Source organism: Danxiaibacter flavus (assembly GCF_041060425.1).
In the GTDB taxonomy this organism is placed as follows: Bacteria; Bacteroidota; Bacteroidia; order Chitinophagales; family Chitinophagaceae; genus Danxiaibacter; species Danxiaibacter flavus.
Genome location: NZ_JAULBC010000001.1, coordinates 643,549 through 667,943, shown reverse-complemented (window position 1 = coordinate 667,943; position 24,395 = coordinate 643,549). Strand labels below are relative to the sequence as shown.

The window sequence follows — 24,395 nt, the reverse complement described above, 5'->3', positions numbered from 1 at the left end:
GCTTTACAGGAGACTCCGCTGGAGTCGGATGATATTAAAATCCTGATTTTCTACAAACAGGAAGCTCCGCTGGAGCATTAAATGTCCTTAACTTAATGACATTGCCCGAAGGGATTTGTTCATTGGAAATTCAACTGCAATTATTGTCTCCCAGGGTTCTAAACGCATCTTATTCAAAGGAACCCATTCAATAGTTGAAGTTATTTCAAATCATGCAGCGTAATTCCGTTAAAACTCGCTGTTGAATTATTGGTATATAATCCAACTCCCGATGCCGGCATTGTTTGTTTTAATTCGTATACATGTTTGCCATCTACAAAAAACAAAATACGTGTACCCATCTTTACAACTCTTAAATTATATGATTGCTTAAACACTTCGTTTGCCCACAACTTATAAATATAAATGTTATGGTCACTTGCCTGTTTGTTCGTAAACTTCAGCTCATCTGCTTTGATCTGATCAAATACTATTTTATCAAATAAGGGATGATCCGATTCCGCCAATTTGTATTTTAATGGAAGCCATTTGTCGTGATCATGATACCAGATATCCACCTTATCGTATATCTTATCTATGAGTGTATCCTTTTTCAAATAGCCATTCTTATTGAGTTTTAGTGCATTTAGATACACGGGTACTTTAAAGGAAAAATGCTTTTCAAGAAAATCGCTGTAGGTCATGTCTGCATATACAGGTTGCATAGTTTCAAGACTGATGACTTTTTCCTCAATCGCCTTATTATTTATCATGCCGGATATAACAAGCGATTTTCTTTGATAATCAAAACCCGCCTTAATATAATCGCCTTCACCTGCATACATCGCATACATACCAGCGCTTCCCTGATCCGAATTGTTTTTTATCTGAACATTAAAGTCATAAGCCAAAAGATTGTCGCCTTTAAAAACTTTCTGTTCTCCAGTTGCGTTCGATTGATTCAACCCTTGTGAAGAAACACTCCAGCTATTTTTCCCTTTCGTAGTTGATTGCCAGCCTGTTATTGTCCCATCAAACTCATCCCAACCTATGGTGTAGATAATGCCATCAAAAAATGCTTTTGCATTTTCTGTAAAGATGCCGGGCAATCCCGCTTGTGCAAATCCGGTTTTTATAACATCACTGCCGGGTGCAGGAAGATCATCTATCCTAACCGTAAAACCCGCTGCATTTTTATACGAGCTTATTTTATGATAAGCCTTGAAATTAAAACCTTTTGGAAGCGAAAAAGATCGCGTCTGACTTTTACCATTTTGCATCAGTTCATACTGACATGACATTGTTTGCCGATTCAATGATATTTTGAGCCAATCTTGTTTACTCTTGTAATAGGCATAAATTCCGACCTTTGCAGAATTACCCCCCCCTATTTTAATATTTACTTCAAATAAATAATTGACAGCCGCAGTACTTTTAATAAAACTACGAGACGATGTGTTATTCAGTTGCTGCAATTCGCCGCCCATTATCTGCCAGCTACCCGATTCCACCTGCCATTTTTTTCGCAACGAAAGGCTATCATCAAACAAATCGCCAAACGTAGGCATTGACGGCGCCGCATGATAACCTATTGTATTGCCGGAGGTAACCCCGTCCACATACATCGTTTTATCAAAGAAATGTACCTGGTTAATAAATTGCCCTCTCCGCTCTTTGTTTTTGTTTGCCATATAAACCAGCCACCAATCGAAGCCATTCGGACCGTGAACAATATTTGGCTGACCGGGTGTTATTAAAATATCGTCAGTAACATCACCCTTCATATCAAAAAGAGATACATCCAAAAAAGCAGAATGCCTTCCTTTAATACAACTAATCGCCAGTACATTCTCGCCATTATTCAAAGATTGTTTTGTGTTTTGATCAAGCGGGATCATTGCATAATTGTTGCTGTCACTCTCATAAATCGCCTGTCCGTTAATATATACTTTCGTAGGTCCGTCGTGGTGTATGCGCAAGGCCAAATTACCTGCAGCGGACATATTAAAGACAAATGTTTTCCTTATCCATAAATTGTCTGACTGCCAGAGCGTCTGTACCTTCCGGGTGGTTGAATTGGGTATAACAAGGTTGCCAAAACCAGCTTTTCCGCTCTGCCAGTCAGCTGCATTAAAATTTTTACCGTTCCATTTTTCACCAGGCTTTTCTGTAACATAGAGGTAGTCGCCGTTATTCTGAAACTTCAGTAGATCAACATACTTTTCATCGAGATCCCACTGATTGGATTGTACTACAGGATATGGATATTTATTTCCATGATTAAATCCCAGTGGAGAAGCCGCTTCAGCAACGCCTAATGCGTAATTACCCCATTCAGTTGCTGTATGGTTGGTGTTATACATGAGGTAATAACGGTTTCTGTATTTCATGACCCATGGCCCTTCTTCCACCCTGTTATCTAAAGTCTCCCAGGTATTGGGTAAGGAAGAGAAGACATAACTTGGTTCGCCTTCAAATGTCTGCGGATCTTTCATTGGCCGTACCCATATTGTATTCCCCTCAGTAAACTTTACCATGTATAAATAAAGCTTCCCGTCATCGTCTATAAAAAGTTTTGGATCTATGCGGTTATCAAGCCAGCTAGTTTTGTCGGGCTCAGCAAAAGGGCCTGTAATATTTGGTGAAACAGCATGCCCGATATGGATCACATTTCTGTCCTTTCCCCAATAGTTTACTGACCAGTACATGTGAAACAGGCCGTTGATATAGTTAATGTCATTGGCATGGATCTGCTCATCACCGATCCCGAATTTGGTCGCCCAATCATTATTCATACTGAACACATGCTGCGGTCCGCTCCAGTTTACCAAATCTTTCGATCTGTAAAAACTGCCTTTGGTAAAAACACCTCCAACATAATATTCGCCGTTGAATTTTATTACACCAGCATCCGCAACACCTGGCAGCACCGGGTTATTGATCTTTTGAGATGTTACATGCTGAACACTTGCAATAAGAGCAACAGTAAAAATGATATTCTTTAACATAAGCCAGGTAAAGTCAAAAGTAAAAACTGCTAAATACAGATCTATCGCTTATTCTTAAATCAGTTTGTCGCCTGGAAGCAGTCCATTGTACGACTTACATTAACTCATTTACTTTTTTCCGATAAGCAATTTTATCGAATCTGTTTCTTGTGTGCGATAAGGTGTACCATCTTTTTTAAATATATCATGAAACCATAAGGGAGGCTCGGCTGTGTACCTTTTTGTCCAACTATCCCAGGGATAAATAGTTTGCGTTTTGCCATTTACAAAGCCCCAGTTATACATGGCCACGTTGTATTTTTTTGCAACGGGAAGAAAGCCCTGAAAAGTACTGCCGTTTGGCCTTGCCATATATTCAGTGCACAAAATGGGTTTACCGTAACGTTGTAACTGGAGGATTTTTTGCTCAAATGTACCGGGATCATCATAGTTGTGAAATGAGATAACATCTGATTCTTCGATCTGCAATTTTTCAATGGGCTTCATACTGTCTTGCGCCACCCAGTTGCCAACCCAAATTCCAGAGGTAAGTGGTTGCGAAGGATTGCCCTGACGAGCCCATTCGAAAGCTTTTTTAAGCAGGGGTAACACATAATGCACCTTATTAGGAAGATCTACCTTGCCATAAGATGCTCCCGTAGGATTGTCAGGCTCATTCCAAATGTCCCATCCAAGAATGCGGTCATCGCCAGCAAAGTGGCTCACTATTCCTTTCACATACTTTTCAAGCCGGGGATACTGAGCAGAATCTTTCAATGCATCGTAACCCGGACTTTGCACCCATCCCGAATTATGTACAAAAGGCTTTGGCTCTCTCTGCTTCCCCAGTTTTGGAAAAGGATCCCAACAAGAATCAAATAATACAAACAATGGCTTGATCTTATGCCTGTTTGCTATTTGAAGGAATGTGTTGATTCTTTGAATAAAGCCTGCTGAATCCTGCGCATACAGCAGGTCATGTAAAAAAACACGAACAGTATTCATTCCCAAACTTTCTGCCCATGATAATTCCTTGTCAATGGTTGCAGTATCGAAAGTTTCGGCCTGCCACATCTCGAGCTGATTAATAGCATTGCTCGGAATAAAATTGGCGCCCACAAGCCATCCTTGTTTTTTATACCAGTCTTCTGCCGTTTTTCCGGTCCAGATATCGCGTTTACTTTCTTCTTGCTTTTTGTGCGATGCACAACTTTGTAACAGGCAATATCCAACCAAAACAACCAAAGAAAATTTCAGCAATTTCATTCACGTAGTTTTAAAATGAGCGATAATAAGCGCCTTATTACAGGCGCTTAATTTCTTTGATCAATAACCGGGGTTTTGTTTAAGGTTCGTATTATTATTTACTTCCTGCTGCGGAAGAGGCAACCTTATATGCTTACCAACAACAAAGTTTTTAAAATCAGGATCACGCTGCGCCACTTTATCCACCGCAGCCTGGCTATCAAGATCACCCCAACGTTTCAGATCTGCCCAACGCACACTTTCACCGCATAGTTCAAGCTCTCGTTCCATTTTCAGGCGTTCTTTAAATTTGGCCTTATCATTTCCTATTTCAGGATGTGTAACTTCAAGCTTGTTTAACGTTGCACGCGCACGCACCTGATCAACATATTGATATGCACTGGCCGTTTGTCCCAGTTCGTTCAACACTTCAGCATACAACAACAAAATATCTGCATAGCGGATCAACCGGTTATTTACCTGTGCATAATAATCCTCTGTAGTGCGGTAATAATCGCGCTGGTACTTTCTGAACCAGGCTTCATCATCTCCCCACTGCCAGTCGCGACCATAGATCTTATCACCAAAATCCTGGGTAATTTCTTTATAGAACAATGTACTTTGTAAACGCGGATCAAGCTTACCATCAATTGTTTTTTCCTTTTTAAATTCGTCGACCATCCAGTGTCTCGCCTGTCCGTCTGACCAGCCTATTCCGCGCGGTGCAAAGAACTGTTCACGGTTGTTACCCATTCCCTGGTTGGGATCATCACCATCGCCACCACCTATATTTGCATCAGAGAATTGTATTTCAAATACAGACTCGCTGTTGTTTTCATTGTAGTGTGTAAAGTTGTCTTTAAAGCTGGGGACCAAACTATACATGCCACGCCCATCACCTGTAAAAAAATAATCCAATGCATTTTTTGCCTCTGTCCACTTATGCTGCTGCATGTAGGTTCTTGCAAGAAAACCCATAACAGCTCCTTTTGTTGGGCGGCCCACACTTGCATCATCCCATTTCGCCGGTAATGCCTGCGCTGCCTCTGTAAGATCTTTTTCTACCTGGGCCCACACTTCCTGCAAAGTATTTTGCTGGGGCATATCATCAGCTTTAGATGTAACCAAAACCAACGGAACATTTTCCCAAAGCAACGCCGCATAGTAATAATGCAATGCGCGTAAAAATTTCGCCTGCGCCTTTATCTGCTCTTTCTTGTTGTTATCAGCAAAGGGAATATTTTCAATGTTATCAAGTACCTGGTTACATCTGAACACAGCTTTATAAGTATCCCTGAACGTGTTTACATTTCCTTCCCAAAAATCATAATTTACATATTGAAAACGGGTCCAGTCACCGAGCTCAATCCATGGACTTTGGCTCCAGCCTTCATCAGAAGTAAGATCAAGCCTGAAATAGATCCATCTGCTCCAGATACCTGGCTTATAAAACATTGTGTACGCTGCATTTAGCCCCGATTGAGCATCTGCTTCGGTCTTCCAGAATTGTGTTGCGGTGAGTGTATTGGGATTATCAATATTCAGTGTATCCTTTTTACATGAAATCAATACCGCGGAAAGCGCAATAAAGGAACATGTTATTTTGGTGAGCATATTTTTCATAATAATTGTCGTTTTGAATTGTAGAAATGCGATGCATCGCGACTCTACTTACATAAAACCGTTACCGTTAGATTTCAAATTGGTAAGAATGTGTCCAAAAGTGTAGGACACATTCTTACCACCACTAGAATCCAAATTGTAAACTCACGGTATATGTTTTTAGGTTAGGAAAAGCGAAATTGTCGAACCCTTTCTGAAAAATGTTGGTATTCACAAACTCCGGATCTAATCCCTGGTACTTTGTAAACGTAATCAGGTTCTGAGCAGACAACGAGATCTGTGCACTTGAGAAGCCGATCGTTTTAAGCGCCCTTGCAGGAATTGTATAACCAAGACTGATGTATTTCATTCGGAAGAAACTTCCATCTTCAAGCCATCTTTCTGTGTCACCCCTTGAATTGAGTGTGGTAGCATATACAATTCTTGGAAAACTTGTATTCGTGTTTGTTGGAGACCATGGACTTACATCACTCCTGTAATTCGAATTGTCATCAAACCTGTCAACCACGCTGTGATATCCGTTGTACACCTTGGCTCCGAAAGAACCGAACCAGTTCATTGTAAGATCAAAGTTTTTGTAGGAAACCCCCAGGTTAAGCCCCATCTCCCATTTGGGCCACGGACTTCCAACAATGGCCTTGTCATCGTTGGTTATCTGTCCATCGCCGTTATTGTCTAAAAAGCGTATATCGCCGGGCTTTGCATCCGGCTGAATTACTTTGCCGTCCTTGTTTTTATAAGCATCAATTTCCGCCTGATTTTGAAATAGTCCATCGGTTTGTAGCAGATACCACATACCAATCGGATTGCCAATCGCAGTTACTGTATTACCATCAAACAAACGGCTCCTGTTATAGCCAAGGTCGGAGACTTTATTGCGAAGCGTTGTAACATTAACAGTTCCAAAGTATTTAACCGGCGTTCTGTTTTCACGATATGTTGCAGAAAACTCGAAGCCTTTGTTTCTGAGCGTTACCGCATTTACATAGGGGTTACCTCCGTCATTGCCAGTAGTGAGCAGTATAGGCATTGGCGTTAATACATCCTTTGTTTCGGCAATAAAATATTCCGCAGTTACACTTAACCGGTTTTGCAAAAACACCGCGTCAAATCCGTAGTTCTGTTGAACGAGCTGTTCCCAACGCAGGTCTGAGTTTACAAGTTTTACCTGTGTAGCGCCGGCTTCCAGATGCTGATCTGTACCAACCACCATTGTGGAGTTTGTATTAATAACAGGTATATAATCCCAGTAACCGATGTTACTGCTACCAAGTGTACCGTAGCTTGCGCGCAGCTTAAGATCATCAATCCACGACACGTTAAAAAATTTCTCACGGCTTATGCGCCATGCGGCTGAAACAGAAGGAAAGTTACCCCAGCGATTCGCCGCACCAAGACGGGAAGTGCCATCGCGTCTTATTACGCCGTTCAACAAATACTTATCATCATAACTATATTCTACACGACCCAGGTAAGAAAGCAAGACTGCCTCATTAATATAACCGCCGGTAGTTGGCGTATTACCCTGATCCAGCACTTTATAGTAGGTATTGGTGGTGGGGTTATATAACATATTGCGTTTGTTGCCCCAGATCTGCTCGTAATAGTCATGCTGATAAGTCTGCCCCACAACTGCCGCCACACTGTGTTTTCCAAAGGTTTTATTAAAGTTCAACGTGTTTTCGATCAGAGATGACTGAAACCTTGCACGGTTCTCGTTCGCAATGGAGGGATCATCGGGCTGGTTCAATGTCCAGCTTCCTTTTTTTCTAAAATAGTTATAGTGATCGTTGCTGGTTTCATAACCAAGGTTAAGCCTGTATTTCAGATAAGGAAGAAATTTTAACTCGGACCATACATTGCCTCTCACCCTGAAGTTCTCATTCTTTTGATCTTCGAGATCAGCATGTGCAACCGGATTGGTACCGAACGTGCGGGCGCTGTCTTCATTGCCATAACCATATCCACCGGGATTATTTGGATTATAAATAGAAATAGTTGGAAGCATGCGCACAACATCAACATATGGGTTACCACTCATTTCATCTGATTGCGCGTTGGTAATGGCTACATTTTCTCCGATACTAAAAATACCCTTCGTCCCCTGGGTGTTCACACGCAGGCCAATGCGCTTAAATCCTGTACTGATCACTGTTCCTTTGTTGTCAAAATAGTTTGCAGACACCAGGTAACTACCACTGTTCCCTCCTCCTGAAAAGCTCAGGTTATAGTCCTGCATGTTTCCGGTTTGAAAAGCAGCATCCTGCCAGTCAGTATTGTTATTTAGATTATGTTTTTGCCAGTTTGATTGCGGAATGCCAGCATTGGAATATGCAGTATCATTCAGCTTAACAAAAGCAGGGGTTGCAGTGAGGCTATATTTTGGCGTTTGTTGCACGCTCGCCTTACCGGAAAAATCAATGCGCATTGGCCCTGACTTTCCTTTTTTAGTCGTGATAATGATTACGCCGTTTGCCGCACGCGAACCATAGATAGCAGCAGCAGATGCATCTTTTAATATTTGCAGGCTTTCAATATCATCCGGATTAAAATCGCGGTTGGCAGTGGTGATCATGCCATCAATAACATAGAGTGGATTTGCGTTAGACATGTTTTTCAGCCCGCGGATCTGGATGCTTGCTTCTGATCCTGGTTGCCCTCCTCCCCGTACATTTACGCCGGTGGCAAGCCCCTGTAACGCTTCCCCAACGGTAGTGGCCTGCCGCTTTTGAATTTCTTCAGGCCTTACAACTGAAACAGCACCTGTGAGACTCGACTTTTTCTGCGTTCCATAACCTACAACTACTACATCCTGCAGGCTATTTGAAACCTGTTGCAGTGAAACGTTGATCATCGTTTGCCCTGCTACGCTTACTTCCTTTGGCGCATAGCCAAGTAATGAGAAAACAAGCACGGCGTTAGGGTTACTTATGCTAATGGTAAATGCTCCGTTAACTGCTGTCTCAGCCCTTGTGGATGAACCTTTCTCTGTTACGGTTACATTTGAAAGAACACTTCCGCTACTATCTGCAACGGTGCCCGAAACTTTAGTTGTTGTCTGGCTAAAAACGGAACCAAATGAGGAGATAAGAATGAGGGGAAGCAATGTCGCTTTTCTCATTGCCTGTGAAGGGAATGCATATAACATTGCCTTCAAAAAGTGTTTAATAACTTTCATGGCAGTCAATCAGTTTGATGATGTAATGGTGATAGTTTCTTGCAGCAGCAACCATTCGGATTTACGGCTATAAGAACCCGGCTACAAAGTACGTTCATCCATAAGCAAGGCATTTATCATTACGTATCACAAGTTTATCAAACTGATTCAATTTCGATGTTGACAACAATATTAGTCACCACTTATAAAAAATACGCCTGAATATTCCGGGATAGTTGTAAGTTCATCCATGATTGAAAGTCATTGAAAAAGATAGTAACCATACTACTGTGCGTGCTTATGTCAAAGGTGCTTGATGCACAATCGTTTTATTTCAGGCATTACCAGGTAGAGCATGGCCTGTCCAACAACTCTGTTATCTGCAGCCTGCAGGATAAAAAAGGCTTCATGTGGTTTGGAACAAAAGACGGCCTCAACAGGTTTGATGGCTACTCATTTAAGATTTTCCGGAATATACCCCGTGATTCCCTGAGCATTGGCAGCAACTTTATACATTCACTTTATGAAGACAAAAACGAGAACCTGTGGGTGGGTACCGATCGCGGCTTGTTCAGATATAACCCATCCAGTGAGGACTTCAATCGTATTGCTCATGTACCGGAAATGGAAGTAAGAGATATTGTTATGGACGACAATCAGCACCTTTGGTTTATTGCCGGCCTGGTACTGTATGAATATAACATCCTAACTAAATCGCTGACAGCGTTTGACAAGCCAGGCATTGACGCGGGATCATTGTGCATTGCACCTGATGGCAGGCTTTGGATTGCGAATGTTACAGGAAGCATTATGGCTTATAACGCGACCCATAGGAGCTTTGACAGCTACGATGTCTTTTCGCATTCAAAAATACCTAAAGCAAAATGGATTGAAAAAATAAGACCATTCGGCAAAAATATGATCCTCATTGGCACATCAACGCAGGGAGTAAAAATGTTTAACACAAAAACATTGATCTATGAAGATGTGTTTACATACAATGACGATAACACCGAAATTTTTGCAAGAGACTTTATACAAAGTAATGATGACGAGTTTTGGACCGCGACAGAATCCGGCTTATACGTTTACAATGTAAAAACAAAAAAGTGCAGGCATCTTATCAAAGAGTACAATAATCCTTCTTCATTAAGCGACAATGCTACTTACACACTGTTAAAAGATAAAGAAGGCGGCACCTGGTGCGGAACTTATTTCGGCGGTATCAACTATCTGCCTAAACAGTACACTTTCTTTCAAAAATATTTTCCGCAGTTCGGTACAAGTTCCATCAGTGGAACGTCTGTGCGCGAAATCTGCGCTGACAACTATGGCCATTTGTGGATTGGCACCGAAGATGCCGGACTCAACAGACTTGATATTAAAACCGGCATTTTTCAAACCTACAAACCTTCAGGCTCCGGCAGCATTTCTCACTCGAATATTCATGGTTTGCTTGCATTGGGCGACACATTATTTATAGGCACATTCGAACATGGGCTTGACATCATGCGTATAAAAAGCCGGCAGGTGATCAAGCATTATAACGCAGATACGCAACACAATACTTTTAAGAGCAACTTTATAGAATGCTTTTATAAAAAAAACAATGGAGAGATTCTTGTCGGCACTGCCAGAGGGTTATTTACTTATAACATGACGGATAGTGGCTTTATGCCGGTGCCGCAAGTACCTGACATATCTCTGGTGCAAACCATTCTGGAAGATAAGAATGGCACCATCTGGGCTGGCACTTACAGAGAAGGTCTTTATTACTATAATACGGCAACCAAAAAAAATGGCATGTTCAGATACAATTTGAATGATGATGCCAGCCTGAGCAACAATACCATCAATAATATATTTGAAGACAGCCGCCACATCATCTGGATCACTACCGAGAATGGCTTTTGCCGGTACAATATGGACAAAAATAATTTTAAAAGATACAGCACGGCAAATGGCTTACCAAGCAATGTCACTTATTCCATACTGGAAGATAACAAAGGAGATTTGTGGATCACCACATCTAAAGGATTGGTATGTTTTGATCCGATTACTGAAGCCGTGAAGATCTATACAAAGGCAAACGGGTTACTCACAGACCAGTTCAATTACAATTCAGCTTATAAGGATAAAAGTGGAAAATTATATTTCGGGTCATTAAAAGGCTTGATCTGCTTTAATCCTGCCGACTTTACGAGAAACACCTACGTCCCCACTGTTTACTTAACAGGCATACAGGTATTTAATAAAGAACTGCCGGTAAACAAAAACAATTCACCATTAAAAAAATCTGTCTCTTATACAAACAAGATCATCTTACAGCACGATCAGTCATCGTTTAGTTTTGACTTTGCAGCATTAAGTTATACGGCGCCGGAAATGGCTGAATATGCTTACAAAATGGAAGGACTTGACAAAGACTGGGTATATTTAAAAACGAACCGCAAAGTTTATTTCACAAAGCTGTCACCAGGAAAATATACATTTAAAGTAAAGGCGTCCAATAGCAGTGGAATCTGGAACGACGTTCCCACAATACTCCAAATAGAAATATTGCCACCATGGTGGGCTAGCGACTGGGCTTATTTAATTTATTTTCTGAGTGGAACACTCCTTGCCTTTGTATTGCTTAGAAACTACCATAAAAAAGTTGAAGAAAAGAACAGGAGAAAAATTGAATTGCTGGAGAATGAAAAAGAAAAAGAAATCTATCACGCCAAAATTGAGTTCTTTACCAATGTGGCGCACGAAATAAGAACACCTCTTACGCTGATAAAATTGCCACTTGAAAAAACAATTGAAAAAGCAACCCACTTACCGGAAATAAAAGAAAACCTGAAGATTATGGAAAAGAATACCAACCGGCTTGTTGATCTAACGAATCAACTGCTTGATTTTCGGAAAACTGAAACCAACGGATTTAGCTTAAGCTTTGTCAAGGCAGACATATCTGAAATGCTGGAAGAAATATTCAGCCGCTTTCGTCCTGCTGCCGAACAAAAAGAGCTGTCATTCAAATTACAATTACCGGGTATTCACCTTCATGCATATATCGACAAAGAAGCGTTCACCAAGATCATCAGCAATCTGTTAAACAATGCCATTAAGTATGCTGATACAACTGTACACTTACGTCTAATGCCTTTCAACAGCGAGGACACACACTTTAGTATTGAGGTAAAAAATGACGGCTTCATTATTCCTGCAGAGATGAAAGAAAAAATATTCGAACCGTTCTATCGAATGAAAGAGACGGAAAAGCAACCGGGAACAGGGATCGGTTTGCCCCTATCGCGTTCGCTTGCGGAATTACATAACGGCACGCTAAGCCTTAACATAACAGATGCTTTGCAAAACCTGTTTGTGCTGGTGTTGCCCATTCACCAGGAAAAAGAATTCCAGTTATACGAAGAAGTAAATGAAGACAAAGAAGAAGCCGTAGCTGAGCAATACAAAGAAGCGCATACAACATCAACAAAACCAACTATACTGCTTGTTGAGGACCATAAAGAGATCCTTGATTTCATAGCTAAAGAACTAAACGATCAGTATACCGTTACCAAAGCGCATAATGGCAAAGAAGCGTTGCGGATCCTGGAGGCTGAAAATATTCAACTGGTAATAAGTGATGTAATGATGCCGGTGATGGATGGCTTTGATCTGTGTAAGAAAATAAAAACCAGCTTTGAATTCAGTCATACACCCGTAATTCTGCTCACCGCAAGAAATACACTGCAATCAAAGATCGAAGGACTGGAACTGGGCGCCGATGCATATATCGAAAAACCCTTCTCCCAACATCATTTGCAGGCACAGATCCAAAGTCTTTTAAACAACAGGAACAAGATAAGAGAGTATTTTGCCAAATCTCCATTAGCCCACATAAAAAGCATCGCCTATTCAAAAGCAGATGAACATTTCCTCGATCATTTAAATGATATCATTCTGCAGAATATTGAGAATACCAGCCTTGATGTTGAACAACTCGCAAAGCTGATGCATATGAGCAAAGCGACATTGTACAGGAAAATAAAGGGGCTTTCAAATATGTCACCCAATGAGCTGATTAACCTGGCCCGGTTAAAAAAAGCCGCAGCATTGCTTGCAGAAAAAGATTACAAAATTTATGAAGTGGCGGACCTTGTTGGCTATGCACATCAATCAAACTTTGGCCGTGATTTTCACAGGCAATTTAGTATGACGCCATCGGAATATGTGGCGATGAAGCATATGCAGAGGAGTGAGTTGTAGGAGGAGAGAATGCTATAATCTTAAATTTTATTGAAATTAAGCTTCTTTAATTTTGCATGCAAAGTCTCTGCCTGTCTTACAAGGTTTGGGAGGAGATTTAGCGGACGGTCTTGCGAGAAGAAAATTTCGTTGCAAATGCCATTAATCGCTGCTTACCTTAAAAAGCGATACCATCGTATAATGACATGACACAAAAGGCCAACAATACTGTGAGTTTTTTTGTGTCAACGGCCATGTATCTTGCAGATTTTCAGAAGTTTATAATTGATTGGCAAAAACGCCATACTTTATTCTGTTTTATTCAGCTCAACGTTAGCATTACAAAAGTATATTTTCTCTTAAAATCGCTTCTATTTGGAATGCTTTTGAGGGTGGGATAGTTAATATGCAGCCGGCTTTTTAATCAATATTTTTAATTGGTTTATAATCCGTGAACCGGAATCTTGCAGATCACTTATCGAAAACCCGCTGGCCAAATACGCGGGGCATGCAATGGTGATAATTACAGTTATAAAAAGTAGTTGGAACAAGTTATCTTTAAAGGAATCAAAGCGCTCAAAAAGGAATCACCAAACGCTGTGTTAGAACTAAACATCGATAAAAAACTTCAATCATTACGTTCTTTTTTCATTGGACGCGAGAAAATGAAAGAAAAACGTACTTATATTATCGTGATGGTCTCCTTAATGGTGTTGAATCTGATACAGGCAGGATTTACTGAATTACTTGATGATGAAGCCTATTACTGGATGTATTCACAACATTTGGATTGGGGATATTATGACCATCCGCCAATGGTAGCTTTAATGATAAAACTAGGAAGTTTCATTTTTCACAGGACACTCGGGATACGTTTGTTTTCCGTACTTGCCTTTTTTGTTTGTACGATGGTAATGTACGCTTTACAAAAAAGCTACCAGCCTAACAGGCTGATTATTTTAATACTGTCGACCGGGCTCATACAAATTGGAGCCGTATTAGCAGTTCCGGATGTTTTCCTGGTTTTATTTTCTACGCTGTTTTTATGGGTATACCGCTCGTTTTTGCAAAGTAAAACATGGCGAAATACTTTTCTTCTGGGTATTTGCATGGCTGCTTTAATGTATAGCAAATATCACGGCATATTGCTTATAGGTTTTACTGTACTGGCAAATTTTCAGTTGCTGGCCGATAAGAAATTTTGGATAGCATCCTTGTTGGGGTTGGTATTATTTCTTCCTCATCTGTATTGGCAATACAAGTACGGATTTCCTTCTCTTGTATATCATCTTATAGAACGTTATCCGAAGGACTATCATTTATCTTACACGACCGATTACATGCTTGGGCAACTGTTTATATTTGGACCTTTGACTGGCTGGATGGTTTTACTTGCCGCATACAAACGGCAAGCAACCGGTGACGTATGGTTACGTACTTTGAAGTATATCGTATTGGGCACATTAGGTTTCTTTTTTCTTTCGTCGTTTAAAGGACGCATAGAACCTTACTGGACATCTATCGCACTGATCCCCGGGATGCTGTTATTACATAACTACCTGGATAAAAATTATAAGCTTGAAAGAATCTTATATAAATTATTTCCGCTTTCATTGGGATTAATATTGTTGATACGCGCGGCTTTTATCTGGGATTTTGTTAGTGATAAAATAGGCCTTAACGGGGAACTGCACGGCAATGAAATGCGAACTGCTCAAATAAAAGAAAAAGCAAAAGGATATCCTGTTTATTTCCTTGACTCTTATCAGGCAGCGTCAAAATATATATACTATCAACACATGCCGGCAACATCTTACAATTCTGTTTATTATAGAAATAATCAGTATGATTATTGGAAATTCGAAAACACATGGCAGTCTGACTCTGTTTTAGTTGTAGCTCTTGCGCTCGAAAATGCTTCTGATTCTATACTTTCGGGAACAACGAAACTATATACCAGATTATATGCAAATCCTGTGATCCATGTGAATAGTGACTTTTACAAACAAATGCCAGTGTGCAAAAAAATGAGTGGCTTTACCTTTGGAGCGACTCGGTTCAGCCGCTGATTACGTCAGGCATAGCGCTAAGCATCTATCTAAAAGCGGTAAAACTTAAACAACCCTGTTTTCTAACTGTAGTCCGCCCGAAATTACCGGTATGCTACCAAAATTTATTAATATGTTATCTCAAATTACCGCTGATCCCCGATTGCGAGCTGAAAAAGTTTTTCCCTTTTTCATCACCCGCAGCGTCATTCAGCAGGAATACATCTATTTCAGGAAAAACATCACTCTCCGTGGCTTCACTAACATTGAGATACAAGATCAAACTCGGCGGTAAAATTTTCAGGAAGGTTTTTAATGTAAGGTGAAAGAAACAATCCATTTTGAAACATGCGCAGCCATTTCCCTTCAGTTCCTTTGATGGTAACGGTTTCGCCACGGCTGCTAGTGGCCCACTTCAATGGAAACTCGCCAATCACATCCTGAGAGAAATCTTCTGCATACACAATATTATCGCCCGGAATAAAATCGTAATGCGAATAACTTGCAAATGATGACTGCGGGTCTGTGGATGTTGCCTCTGTTGTTGCTGTTGGTTCGTCTTTGTTCGCGTCTTTCGATTTTGCAGTTGTTGTTTTCTTTACGCCCTCTTCCGTTTTATCGATGGCTTTATCCATCCCTTCATCGGTGCGCTGCTCTATACGGTCTTTTACTTTTTGCTTGAGTTTACTTAGCAGTCCTGATTGCGCAAAGCCTGCAACAGGCAAGGCAATAACAAGCAGGAAAATAATCTTTTTCATGTTATACTAATTTGATTGCAAGAAATTTTATCTCGTAAAATCGTACACAAAGACGGGATCGAGCTTAGCGACGTCAGTTTCATTGTAGATATAAAGCAGCGGAAGACCATCAAAGCTTTTTACTTCCCACAAATACGTTTCTGCTTTCAGATCATCGCCTTCAGCTTTGCGTGTGGTAGTGCCGTTATCTGAATACCCTTTCTTCACTGTCTTAAAATTGCCTTCCACGGGATAGAAGGTGAACTTATCATTGCCTTCAAATTTCACAGTCGCCTTCTTCGTTGTATAAATCTCTGTTACGCAATCAGAGGCATTACGCAGTCCAAGGTATTGGGTGAATTCCAATCTACCCTGTCCTCCTACTTCTGTAAAACTATACTGGCGGGCAGATTCGGTGCCGTTGCCTACCTCATGTCCATCGCGGTCATAATATTCAATAGGGCCCAGACCGCCCCAAAACCATAAGACGTCTTCGAGCTCATCGGGTATAGGGCTTGACGGAAAATTCTGATACGGGCTTTTATTTGTTTCAAGGTCATTGTGCTTTCTACAGGCAGCAGAAAGAAGCAGAATAGTTATGCACGACATAGCCAGCATAAGTCGTGTTGATTTTTTTCTGATCATAGTAGTTTTATTATGCAGCAAAACTATCCGCACCGGCACGGGCTTTTCTAAGTAGAGGTACTGAGTTTTGAAAATACGTAGTGATTATTGTAAAGAGAGCGTCTTGTTAAATTGAACTGGTACAGCAGTTTGGGCTTAGCGACAGCTTTGCGTGGCGACTGCACTATATTCTTTGTTACGGAAAAATACAACTTGCAGTTTATCTCCCGGCAGTCAGTTTGGTGAAGCCTGACATTTTTATGTTGGGCTTAAATTTTAATTTGCATTTTTCCTCTTTCATTTATATTGCAGGGGTTTACTTGGTACAAACGCAAATTGGATCAATAAAAGAAACAAAGAAAATAGTTAAGCAGTAAAGCGATCAAACAAAAAAGGATTTAGGAAATATGATTTAGAGTTGGCCTCATCTTTATAGGTGAGGTCTTTTTTTGGGGAAAAGATTTAATTTTTTGCCAGTGTATATTCCAGTTTACACATACGATATGCCTGTTCATAAAACATATTTGCTTCTCGCTTTGTAGCGGTTTATAGATGATTGTCTGATATTAATCTGGGCAAAGGATACGTCCAGCAACACATGCAATTATAAAAATAAACCCACCTGTATAAAGAGGTGGGTTTAACAAAATCAGTTGTCAGAAACATTGTTCTTACTTCTTTGAAGGAGGCGTTTCTGTGCATGCATATTGAATACTATGATGGCCCATAAGTTCCTCGTAAGACAAAATATTTGAATAAGCGCCAAAAAGTATTTCTTGGTAACCGGGCAGATAATTTGCATTAGGTCCGTCTCCATCCATTTCCTCCGGATAGCCGTTTGAATTAAAATTGAACCATAATTCATTGGAAGCGTTCTTACTAAAATCCCGGTCTATAAACATAAACACCCAATTAAGCTGCCTTGGTGTTTTTTTATCTAAAGAATAAGTCAGGCGCTGATTGTCACCCCAGACTTGAGACATATACTCGTTGCTTTGGAACTCATTAGCAGGGTTGAGTTCTAAGTTGCCATTACTATCATACTCAAATGTTCTAGTGACATCAGAAATTACCCGCATTGAATCATCTAACTTAATCGTTCCGGTGCCATTAACTTTCATCGTATGCGCATCAGGATATGTATAATTTTCCCAATTTAAAGAACTAATGGGAGCGGTACTATAACTGCCTTTCGTTACATAGGCAATGAGTCTTCCCTGCGCGTCGTACTTAAAATACCGGTTTCTAAAGCCACCGTGATTTTGAGGCTGGGCCTGAGCCACAGTATCTACCCCAAATGGCTTCCATGTTATACTGTCGGGATTTCCCTGTGCATTGTAATAAACTTTATAAACAACCGGTAGCGCGACAATGTCTTTAACACAATCAGGCCCATAGCCACAAGCGGCGCCATTCTCAAAGATGTAAAACCTAACCATTTCCGTTGTACTAACAACCTTACACCCGCTAGTGCCGGCCTGACTAGGCGGATGATTTACAAAATCTATTAGTTTTTTACAACTTGTACTACTCAGGGTCACAATTAGGGCTAGGGCGTAACCTAAGATGCTTTTGTTCATAAGAGTTTTTTGATAAGGTACAATGCGAAGATTTAAAATCAAAATATTACAAAAGATTTATAGATTAAAATCGATGACAGACCTGCTCCTAGATTGAAGTTGATTCACTATTCGCGAGCTCACAGCCTTTTCTAAACAAACAATAGCCATTCCAGGTTAACATCTTCATTGAATCAAAAAGCTTGAAACGAAAGCATAATCCCACATGAACTGCAAAGAAAGCACAAGCGTAAAACCTGTGCCTTCTTTGCAACTTTTATTTGACCTTCCGGGCAGAAATAAGCGTTTGCAAAACAACGGAAAGAACTATAAAAAACAATCCGGCATAAAATGAAAAGTTCACTTCTTTGCTTTCTCCAAAGAATAAAAACGCCACAATAATCGCATAAACCGGTTCCAGGTTCATACTAAGATTTGCCGTAAATGCTGAGATCTTTTTAAGTGCTTCTGTAAGACAAACATAAACAAGCACCGTGCAGAACAATGATAATAAAAGCAGATAAACAGTATTCTTCAAATCGGGAATAACGGTTTCTGTAGGAAAGAAAAACAGGTAAACCGGGAGCAAAATTCCCAAACCAACCGTTCCTCCAACCATTTGATAATAGCTGATGAGTTTACTGTCATAGCGTCCGGCCAGCCGTTTGTTGTAAATCGAATAAAGCGCATAAAATATTGGGGAAATCACACCCAATGCAATTCCCAACCGGTAAGAGGTGTCGAAATGGAAAATCAAACCAATACCTACTATTGTTAAGGCACTCAACAAAAACTCCGACAACCTGAATTTTTGTCTATTAATCAAAGGCTCTAATACAGCCGTAATGAAACTCGCCGCGCAATAACAAACCACGCCAATAGAAATGTTGGAGTATTTGATACCCGCATAAAAGAATACCCAGGATAAGGTAAGGAGCATTCCAATTTTTGCAATATCAAACTTCTCCCGAAAACTGATAAGGGTATTTACCTTAAATAGCTTCAAAACTAGAAACAGAATAACCGCAGAGAAACATACTCTGTACCAGGTAAGCAATCCCTCATTAAGCGAGATAATTTTACCAAACACGGGAGAAAGCCCAAGAAATAGCACAGCAGTATGCAATAGAAAATATGATTTTTTCATAAAGAATGAACTCCATTTCTAAGGAAGCAAAATTTAACCGCAATTAAAAAAGTTGAAAATTTAAAGCATAGTATAACGTGCCGATGAGATATCACCGCTACACGTTCTCTTCTTTGATGATGGGAAGAAGAATTAAAATTCTGCCGGCGGAGGACAGGTATTTCTGTTCATAATTAATATTTGCCAAAAATAATAAAATGCGATTATGCGCAAAAAAGTATTGGCATCAATAATGACAACGATGGTGATGGTAAAACTTACAACAAGTCTTATGCATCATACGATTTTTAAAGGCGCATAGTGGGATGTCTATTTGTAGATCTGTATGTATTCCTCTATCAGGACTATTTATTTTCCATCATCCGTTCTAACCTCGCAATCATCTCATCTTTTTCTTTCAGCATTCTTTCAAATAATGCTTCTTTCTCTTTATGCAACTCAATTATTTTATCCAAATAGTCATTGGCCGCATAATTATTAGTTCCATTTACGATGAAAGAGGCATCGTTATAGGTGTTGTGGTTGGAAAAAACATTAAACACCTTTTCCGTATCAAAATTCTCTATTACTTCTTTGGGTACTTTAAGAGCGTTTGCAACCTGTTCTAACAATGCGGGATCTATTTCAGCTTTGGCTTCCAGCATCGATACTTTTTTCTGATTCCAATCGTCACCCAGTTCTATTGCCAGGGCATCTTGTTTCACTCCCATCATTTCTCTTACGCGCTTTATTTTTTCGCCCAGGTGTGTAGTTTGTTGTGCCATAATTGTAGGTTATGTTGCGACAAATATAATGTTTACATTTTGAGCAAAGCGCAGTTAATTACTTTTCTGAAATACCGTGAAACGTATGAAAAAAATCAAAATCCACATAACCTCCCGGCTGATCTGTTGCATAATTGAAAAGGCCGAACCTGTACCCCATAAAATGAGGCAATGTATAGGACATATGAAGCGGCTGACCGATGGCCTTCCACGCTTTACCATCCGTGCTGTAATAGAACAGGGCCCGGTCTTCCTGGTTTTCAAAATTGCATGTCGCCTTTAGCCAAATTGTTTGTTGTTCGAGAGGCACACGTGCAATCTCTTTGGGATCTCCTGATTCAGCACTAACCATAACGATATTCTTTTTCCCATTTTCTGCTTTTACCCCTACCCATCCGAATTTTTTTTGCAACAGTATAAGGCCTGCGCAGTCGCCGTCCTTCATGTTGGAGATATCGATAGCTGTCTCGCCTGTGCATGCCGGCCCGTAGGTGCGTTGCGTTAGCGTATTCCGGGTCAGAAGCACAGAAGTATCAACCCTGCTGGTAGTAAGTCGTAAAAAACCTGGCCTTTGAGACAGCGACCAGTGTTCATTGTCCGGATTATGATTCCATTGCCAGGCGGCCGGCAGTGTTGCTTTAGAAGCGTTACGGCTAAACTCATCGGAGATGACAATACCCGGATTAAGGCCATGGCTGGCAGGCAGAGGAAGTGTATCCGGCACAATACCATCGATGCCCAGGACAGGCCAACCATCTATCCAATTTACAGGTACCAGGTAAGGAATACGTCCTACCGATCCAAAATCGCGGAACAGATAAGCATACCACTCTCCAGTCTGGGTACTTATCAGTCCGCCCTGCGCAATTCCCCGGTCCTGCAGAGCCACCCTTCCTTCCCATGGCCCCGCGAGGTTGTTTGCCCGGTGTATGGTTACAGTGCGCATACCACCCTTAGGCCAGCAAATGTTGAAGAGGTAATATTTCCCGTTGACTTTAAACAACTGCGAGCCTTCCGCCGGGAGCCCTATATTAGAGCCTGCTGGTTTACTTGCATTCTCTATAAGTGTCTGGCTTGTTGTACCGGGCTTAATACCGGAGAGGTCATCTGCCAGCTCTGCAAGCATTATCCTGCCACTGCCATATACCATATACACCCTGCCATCATCGTCGAAAAAAAGAGAGTGATCATGCAGAACCGGTTTGAAACTAACTTTCTGCCAGGGCCCTTTTTCAATATTTTTTGTTGAAAAAATATAGGTTTTACCGGTAGTGCCGGAGAACGTGCTGACATAAAAAGTACCATTATGAAAACGCAGACTGCTGGCCCAGGAACCTTTTCCATAAGCAGTTTTACCGTTTTCAAGGTTTAATTCATCAGTGCCGTCCAAAACATTACAGGCGTAAGAAACAATATGCCAGTTGACAAGATCTTTTGATTTCATTATGGGCACGCCGGGACTCATGTGCATCGTCGTACTACTCATGTAGTAAGTATTGTTCACGCGAATCATGGACATATCCGGAACATCCGCGAATATGATAGGGTTATGCGCTGTTTGTGCATGCGCAACGCTAAACATTGATGAAAGAAAGAACAGCCCAGCTATCGATCTAAAAAAATAAAACAGGCTCTGTCCGGTCCATTTGATAAAGGATACAACCGGGATCAATAGTGGAGAATAGATTCGAATCATGGTTGGCTTTTTCGGAATTATTTCTAAAACATCTAACTGTCAATCTTAGACAGCTGAGTCTGCCCGCTTATCGTAAAATGTGTTTCTTTTATAATCAAGTACATGTATTTTATTTCATAGCACAAGGTTTATCTGAACAACAGAGGCGCAAAATTGTACAGGTTGTTGCGCCAAACAGGCCATGTGTGACCTCCGGGATATTCGCTGTACGTATATTTGATATTAAGGTCTTTCAGCCTGCCCAACATCAACTGGCAATTTTTATAGGCAATGTCTTCTTTGCCTCCCATGGCAATCCAAAGTTGTTTTAGATTACCATTGATTTTATCTGCATTATCTTTTATGAATGCATATTGAGCATCAGCAAGTGTGCTCATCATTGGTATAATCCATCCCGAACTGAACACACCGAGGTAAGAAAACATATCGGTATTCTTAATGCCGGTATAAAGTGTGTGCATACCTCCCAGCGATAGTCCTGCCAATGCCCTGCTTTTAGCATCTTGCAATGCACGGAAATTTTTCTCCACAAAAGGAATCAGGCTTTCTTTCATTTCCCTCTCAAAAATTTTCAATGAGGTTTCGATGCCGTTTGCGTTAAAGCCTCCCATTCCAATATTTGCGTCGGGCATTACAATAATCATAGGGGTTGCTTTCTTTGCAGCAATAAGATTGTCCAGTATCAGGTCTGTCTTGCCCTGCGTAGCCCATCCACGTTCATCTTCTCCACCGCCATGCAAAATATAGAGTACAGGATACTTATTGTTTATCGCAGAGTCATAACCGGGAGGCGTGTATATATACAGTTGCCGCCATGAATTGGTAACTTTTGAAAAATATTTCTTTATACGTATATCGCCATGTGGTACATCGCGCAGTGCATAATAAGCGCCACCGGCAAAGGGTATTTCAATGCCACTGGCCATGCGCCCCATCCCGTAAAAGGTTTCGCTGGCAGGGTCTGCAACAGCAATGCCGTCAATAAGTAGTGAATAATAGTGAAAGCCTTCACTGATGGAATCTGTTGTTACCGTCCAGGTGTCACCTGTATCTTTTACCATATCATATTTCCTACCCAGATCAACCTGCACATTTTTGGCTTCCGGCGCTTTAATGCGGAAGATAACGCGACTGTCCGGTAATATCTGCGGGTATTTTGCATTACGCACATTGGTTGCGGCAGGCGCACCTACGACAGGATATTTGGAAAAGGTTGATGTATCAACAGGTTTAAAGATGAGTTGGGAAAACATATACAAGCCATTCTTCCATACTTTGAAATCGTGTACACCAGGCTCTACATAGTATATGTGCGGTACACTATTCTTTTGCAAATAATCATGCGTACGCTTGCTGAAATTGATCAAGCCATCACTCGCTCCACAGGATATAAAGAGCAGCTTCAATTTTTGTTTGGCGGCTTCTGCATCAGGTAATAACTCCTGCGGAGGTTTGGTATTGGGCGCAGAAGAAAAACCGCCTATCCACGCAAATACGTCCAGGTTACCCAATCCAAAATTCAACGATTGCCCGCCCCCCATAGACAGGCCCGCAATAGCGCGGTGCTCGCGGTCTGTAAATACGGGATATTTCTTTTGAATATACGGTATCAGATCGTGCAGCAGATCTTTTTCAAAAGTGGTGAATGCTTCCACTTTGTCTTTATCGAAAATATTGCCAACGGCACGGTCGTCTTTCATGGCGCGTCCATTGGGCATTACTACAATCATGGGTTCTATCTTACCCTCTGCATAAAGATTATCCAGTATTATTTGCGGCGTGCCGCCATTCAGCCATTCTTTCTCATCGCCACCTATGCCATGCAACAGGTACAACACAGGATATTTATTTTTTTTTGAAAAGCCGGGAGGCGTATAAATAATTGCCCTGCGCTTAACACCAACCGTTTTGGAATCGTAGGTGATAGTGTCTATTGTTCCATGCGAAATATTTGCACGCAGTGTATCAAAGCCTGTTGGAGCCTGTTGAATAACATCCTGTGCATGCAGGGCTCCTGCACAATAAAGCAAAGCGAAAATATAAAAGAGTAGCCTTTTCATATATATGCTATGTGTTTGGTTTAAAATATTACGTGATCACCAGCTTGTGCCTGATTTTATCAAACCGATACTCCCCACTCAAGTGCATCAATATAAATTTTAACCGCAGAATGAAAATTCGCGGAATCATTCTGCAGAATATTCAGGCTTGTATAAATGTCTCGCATAAGCCGAACCAGTAGAACAACAAAACTGCGAATGTTTAACACTGTGCTATAAAATTTCGCTATCACGTCTCCAAATCTGTTGCTCCCCCATCAAGCCTTCGCAGTGCTTTGCATGTTCTGCCTAATTGTATCCAATTACCCTTCGCCATTAAACATGAAGTGAATAAGCCCACACAACAGCTCGTTTTAAAGAATGCATCAAAAATCAATGCGCATAAAAGCTACAGCCAGCAAATCGAAAATTTTGCAGCGCAAAACACAACCGGCAAGCATTCAATTGTAAATTTGACAATTAATATTCATTTCTCAAAAATTTTTTTTGAGAAATTACTAGTCCCCATGGAACTTTTGAAGAGGTATAATGTG

General features: G+C 40.9%; 13 protein-coding genes. 2 read left to right on the top strand and 11 right to left on the bottom strand.

Features of this window, described 5'->3' with window-relative positions; genetic code table 11:
- Positions 1-200: 200 nt before the first annotated feature.
- From QTN47_RS02600 to QTN47_RS02585, 4 genes are all read right to left on the bottom strand, one after another.
- Positions 201-2,987 carry a family 43 glycosylhydrolase gene (locus QTN47_RS02600; protein ID WP_369327755.1) on the bottom strand — a complete coding sequence of 929 codons (2,787 nt, stop codon included), beginning with the start codon at positions 2,985-2,987 and terminating at the stop codon, positions 201-203.
- Between the two features lie 108 nt (positions 2,988-3,095).
- The gene (locus QTN47_RS02595) at positions 3,096-4,232 is read right to left on the bottom strand and encodes a glycoside hydrolase 5 family protein (protein WP_369327754.1); all 1,137 of its coding nucleotides are present in this window, start codon (positions 4,230-4,232) and stop codon (positions 3,096-3,098) included.
- A 60-nt stretch (positions 4,233-4,292) separates the two neighbouring features.
- The gene (locus QTN47_RS02590; protein ID WP_369327753.1) at positions 4,293-5,834 is read right to left on the bottom strand and encodes a RagB/SusD family nutrient uptake outer membrane protein; all 1,542 of its coding nucleotides are present in this window, start codon (positions 5,832-5,834) and stop codon (positions 4,293-4,295) included.
- Between the two features lie 124 nt (positions 5,835-5,958).
- Positions 5,959-9,012, bottom strand: a complete 3,054-nt coding sequence (locus QTN47_RS02585; protein ID WP_369327752.1) for a SusC/RagA family TonB-linked outer membrane protein — start codon at positions 9,010-9,012, stop codon at positions 5,959-5,961.
- Between the two features lie 279 nt (positions 9,013-9,291).
- Between QTN47_RS02585 and QTN47_RS02580 the strand changes: the two genes are divergently transcribed.
- Entirely contained in the window at positions 9,292-13,248 is a 3,957-nt protein-coding gene (locus QTN47_RS02580) for a hybrid sensor histidine kinase/response regulator transcription factor (RefSeq protein ID WP_369327751.1), read from the top strand.
- A 521-nt stretch (positions 13,249-13,769) separates the two neighbouring features.
- Positions 13,770-15,296, top strand: coding sequence for an ArnT family glycosyltransferase (locus tag QTN47_RS02575; RefSeq protein WP_369327750.1), 1,527 nt, complete (start codon positions 13,770-13,772; stop codon positions 15,294-15,296).
- Positions 15,297-15,535: 239 nt separating this feature from the next.
- On the opposite strand, the gene QTN47_RS02570 is transcribed toward QTN47_RS02575, so the two are convergent.
- The 7 genes from QTN47_RS02570 to QTN47_RS02540 form a co-directional block, all read right to left on the bottom strand.
- The gene (locus tag QTN47_RS02570) at positions 15,536-16,033 is read right to left on the bottom strand and encodes a hypothetical protein (protein WP_369327749.1); all 498 of its coding nucleotides are present in this window, start codon (positions 16,031-16,033) and stop codon (positions 15,536-15,538) included.
- 27 nt (positions 16,034-16,060) lie between these two features.
- Positions 16,061-16,657 (bottom strand): hypothetical protein, encoded by a 597-nt coding sequence (locus tag QTN47_RS02565; protein WP_369327748.1) that lies wholly within the window; start codon positions 16,655-16,657, stop codon positions 16,061-16,063.
- A 650-nt stretch (positions 16,658-17,307) separates the two neighbouring features.
- Positions 17,308-18,216, bottom strand: a complete 909-nt coding sequence (locus QTN47_RS02560) for a hypothetical protein (protein WP_369327747.1) — start codon at positions 18,214-18,216, stop codon at positions 17,308-17,310.
- A 256-nt stretch (positions 18,217-18,472) separates the two neighbouring features.
- On the bottom strand, positions 18,473-19,342 hold the full coding sequence (locus QTN47_RS02555; RefSeq protein ID WP_369327746.1) for a DMT family transporter: 870 nt from the start codon (positions 19,340-19,342) through the stop codon (positions 18,473-18,475).
- Between the two features lie 344 nt (positions 19,343-19,686).
- Positions 19,687-20,106, bottom strand: a complete 420-nt coding sequence (locus QTN47_RS02550; RefSeq protein WP_369327745.1) for a helix-turn-helix domain-containing protein — start codon at positions 20,104-20,106, stop codon at positions 19,687-19,689.
- 58 nt (positions 20,107-20,164) lie between these two features.
- Entirely contained in the window at positions 20,165-21,802 is a 1,638-nt protein-coding gene (locus QTN47_RS02545; RefSeq protein ID WP_369327744.1) for a glycoside hydrolase family 43 protein, read from the bottom strand.
- 128 nt (positions 21,803-21,930) lie between these two features.
- On the bottom strand, positions 21,931-23,862 hold the full coding sequence (locus QTN47_RS02540) for an alpha/beta hydrolase-fold protein (protein WP_369327743.1): 1,932 nt from the start codon (positions 23,860-23,862) through the stop codon (positions 21,931-21,933).
- Positions 23,863-24,395 lie beyond the last annotated feature (533 nt).

Bases quoted from the DNA above. Each gene is read 5' to 3' on its own strand.
- QTN47_RS02600 (WP_369327755.1), bottom strand. From the start codon at position 2,987: ATGTTAAAGAATATCATTTTTACTGTTGCTCTTATTGCAAGTGTTCAG.
- QTN47_RS02595 (WP_369327754.1), bottom strand. From the start codon at position 4,232: ATGAAATTGCTGAAATTTTCTTTGGTTGTTTTGGTTGGATATTGCCTG.
- QTN47_RS02590 (WP_369327753.1), bottom strand. From the start codon at position 5,834: ATGAAAAATATGCTCACCAAAATAACATGTTCCTTTATTGCGCTTTCC.
- QTN47_RS02585 (WP_369327752.1), bottom strand. From the start codon at position 9,012: ATGAAAGTTATTAAACACTTTTTGAAGGCAATGTTATATGCATTCCCT.
- QTN47_RS02580 (WP_369327751.1), top strand. From the start codon at position 9,292: ATGTCAAAGGTGCTTGATGCACAATCGTTTTATTTCAGGCATTACCAG.
- QTN47_RS02570 (WP_369327749.1), bottom strand. From the start codon at position 16,033: ATGAAAAAGATTATTTTCCTGCTTGTTATTGCCTTGCCTGTTGCAGGC.
- QTN47_RS02565 (WP_369327748.1), bottom strand. From the start codon at position 16,657: ATGATCAGAAAAAAATCAACACGACTTATGCTGGCTATGTCGTGCATA.
- QTN47_RS02560 (WP_369327747.1), bottom strand. From the start codon at position 18,216: ATGAACAAAAGCATCTTAGGTTACGCCCTAGCCCTAATTGTGACCCTG.
- QTN47_RS02555 (WP_369327746.1), bottom strand. From the start codon at position 19,342: ATGAAAAAATCATATTTTCTATTGCATACTGCTGTGCTATTTCTTGGG.
- QTN47_RS02550 (WP_369327745.1), bottom strand. From the start codon at position 20,106: ATGGCACAACAAACTACACACCTGGGCGAAAAAATAAAGCGCGTAAGA.
- QTN47_RS02545 (WP_369327744.1), bottom strand. From the start codon at position 21,802: ATGATTCGAATCTATTCTCCACTATTGATCCCGGTTGTATCCTTTATC.
- QTN47_RS02540 (WP_369327743.1), bottom strand. From the start codon at position 23,862: ATGAAAAGGCTACTCTTTTATATTTTCGCTTTGCTTTATTGTGCAGGA.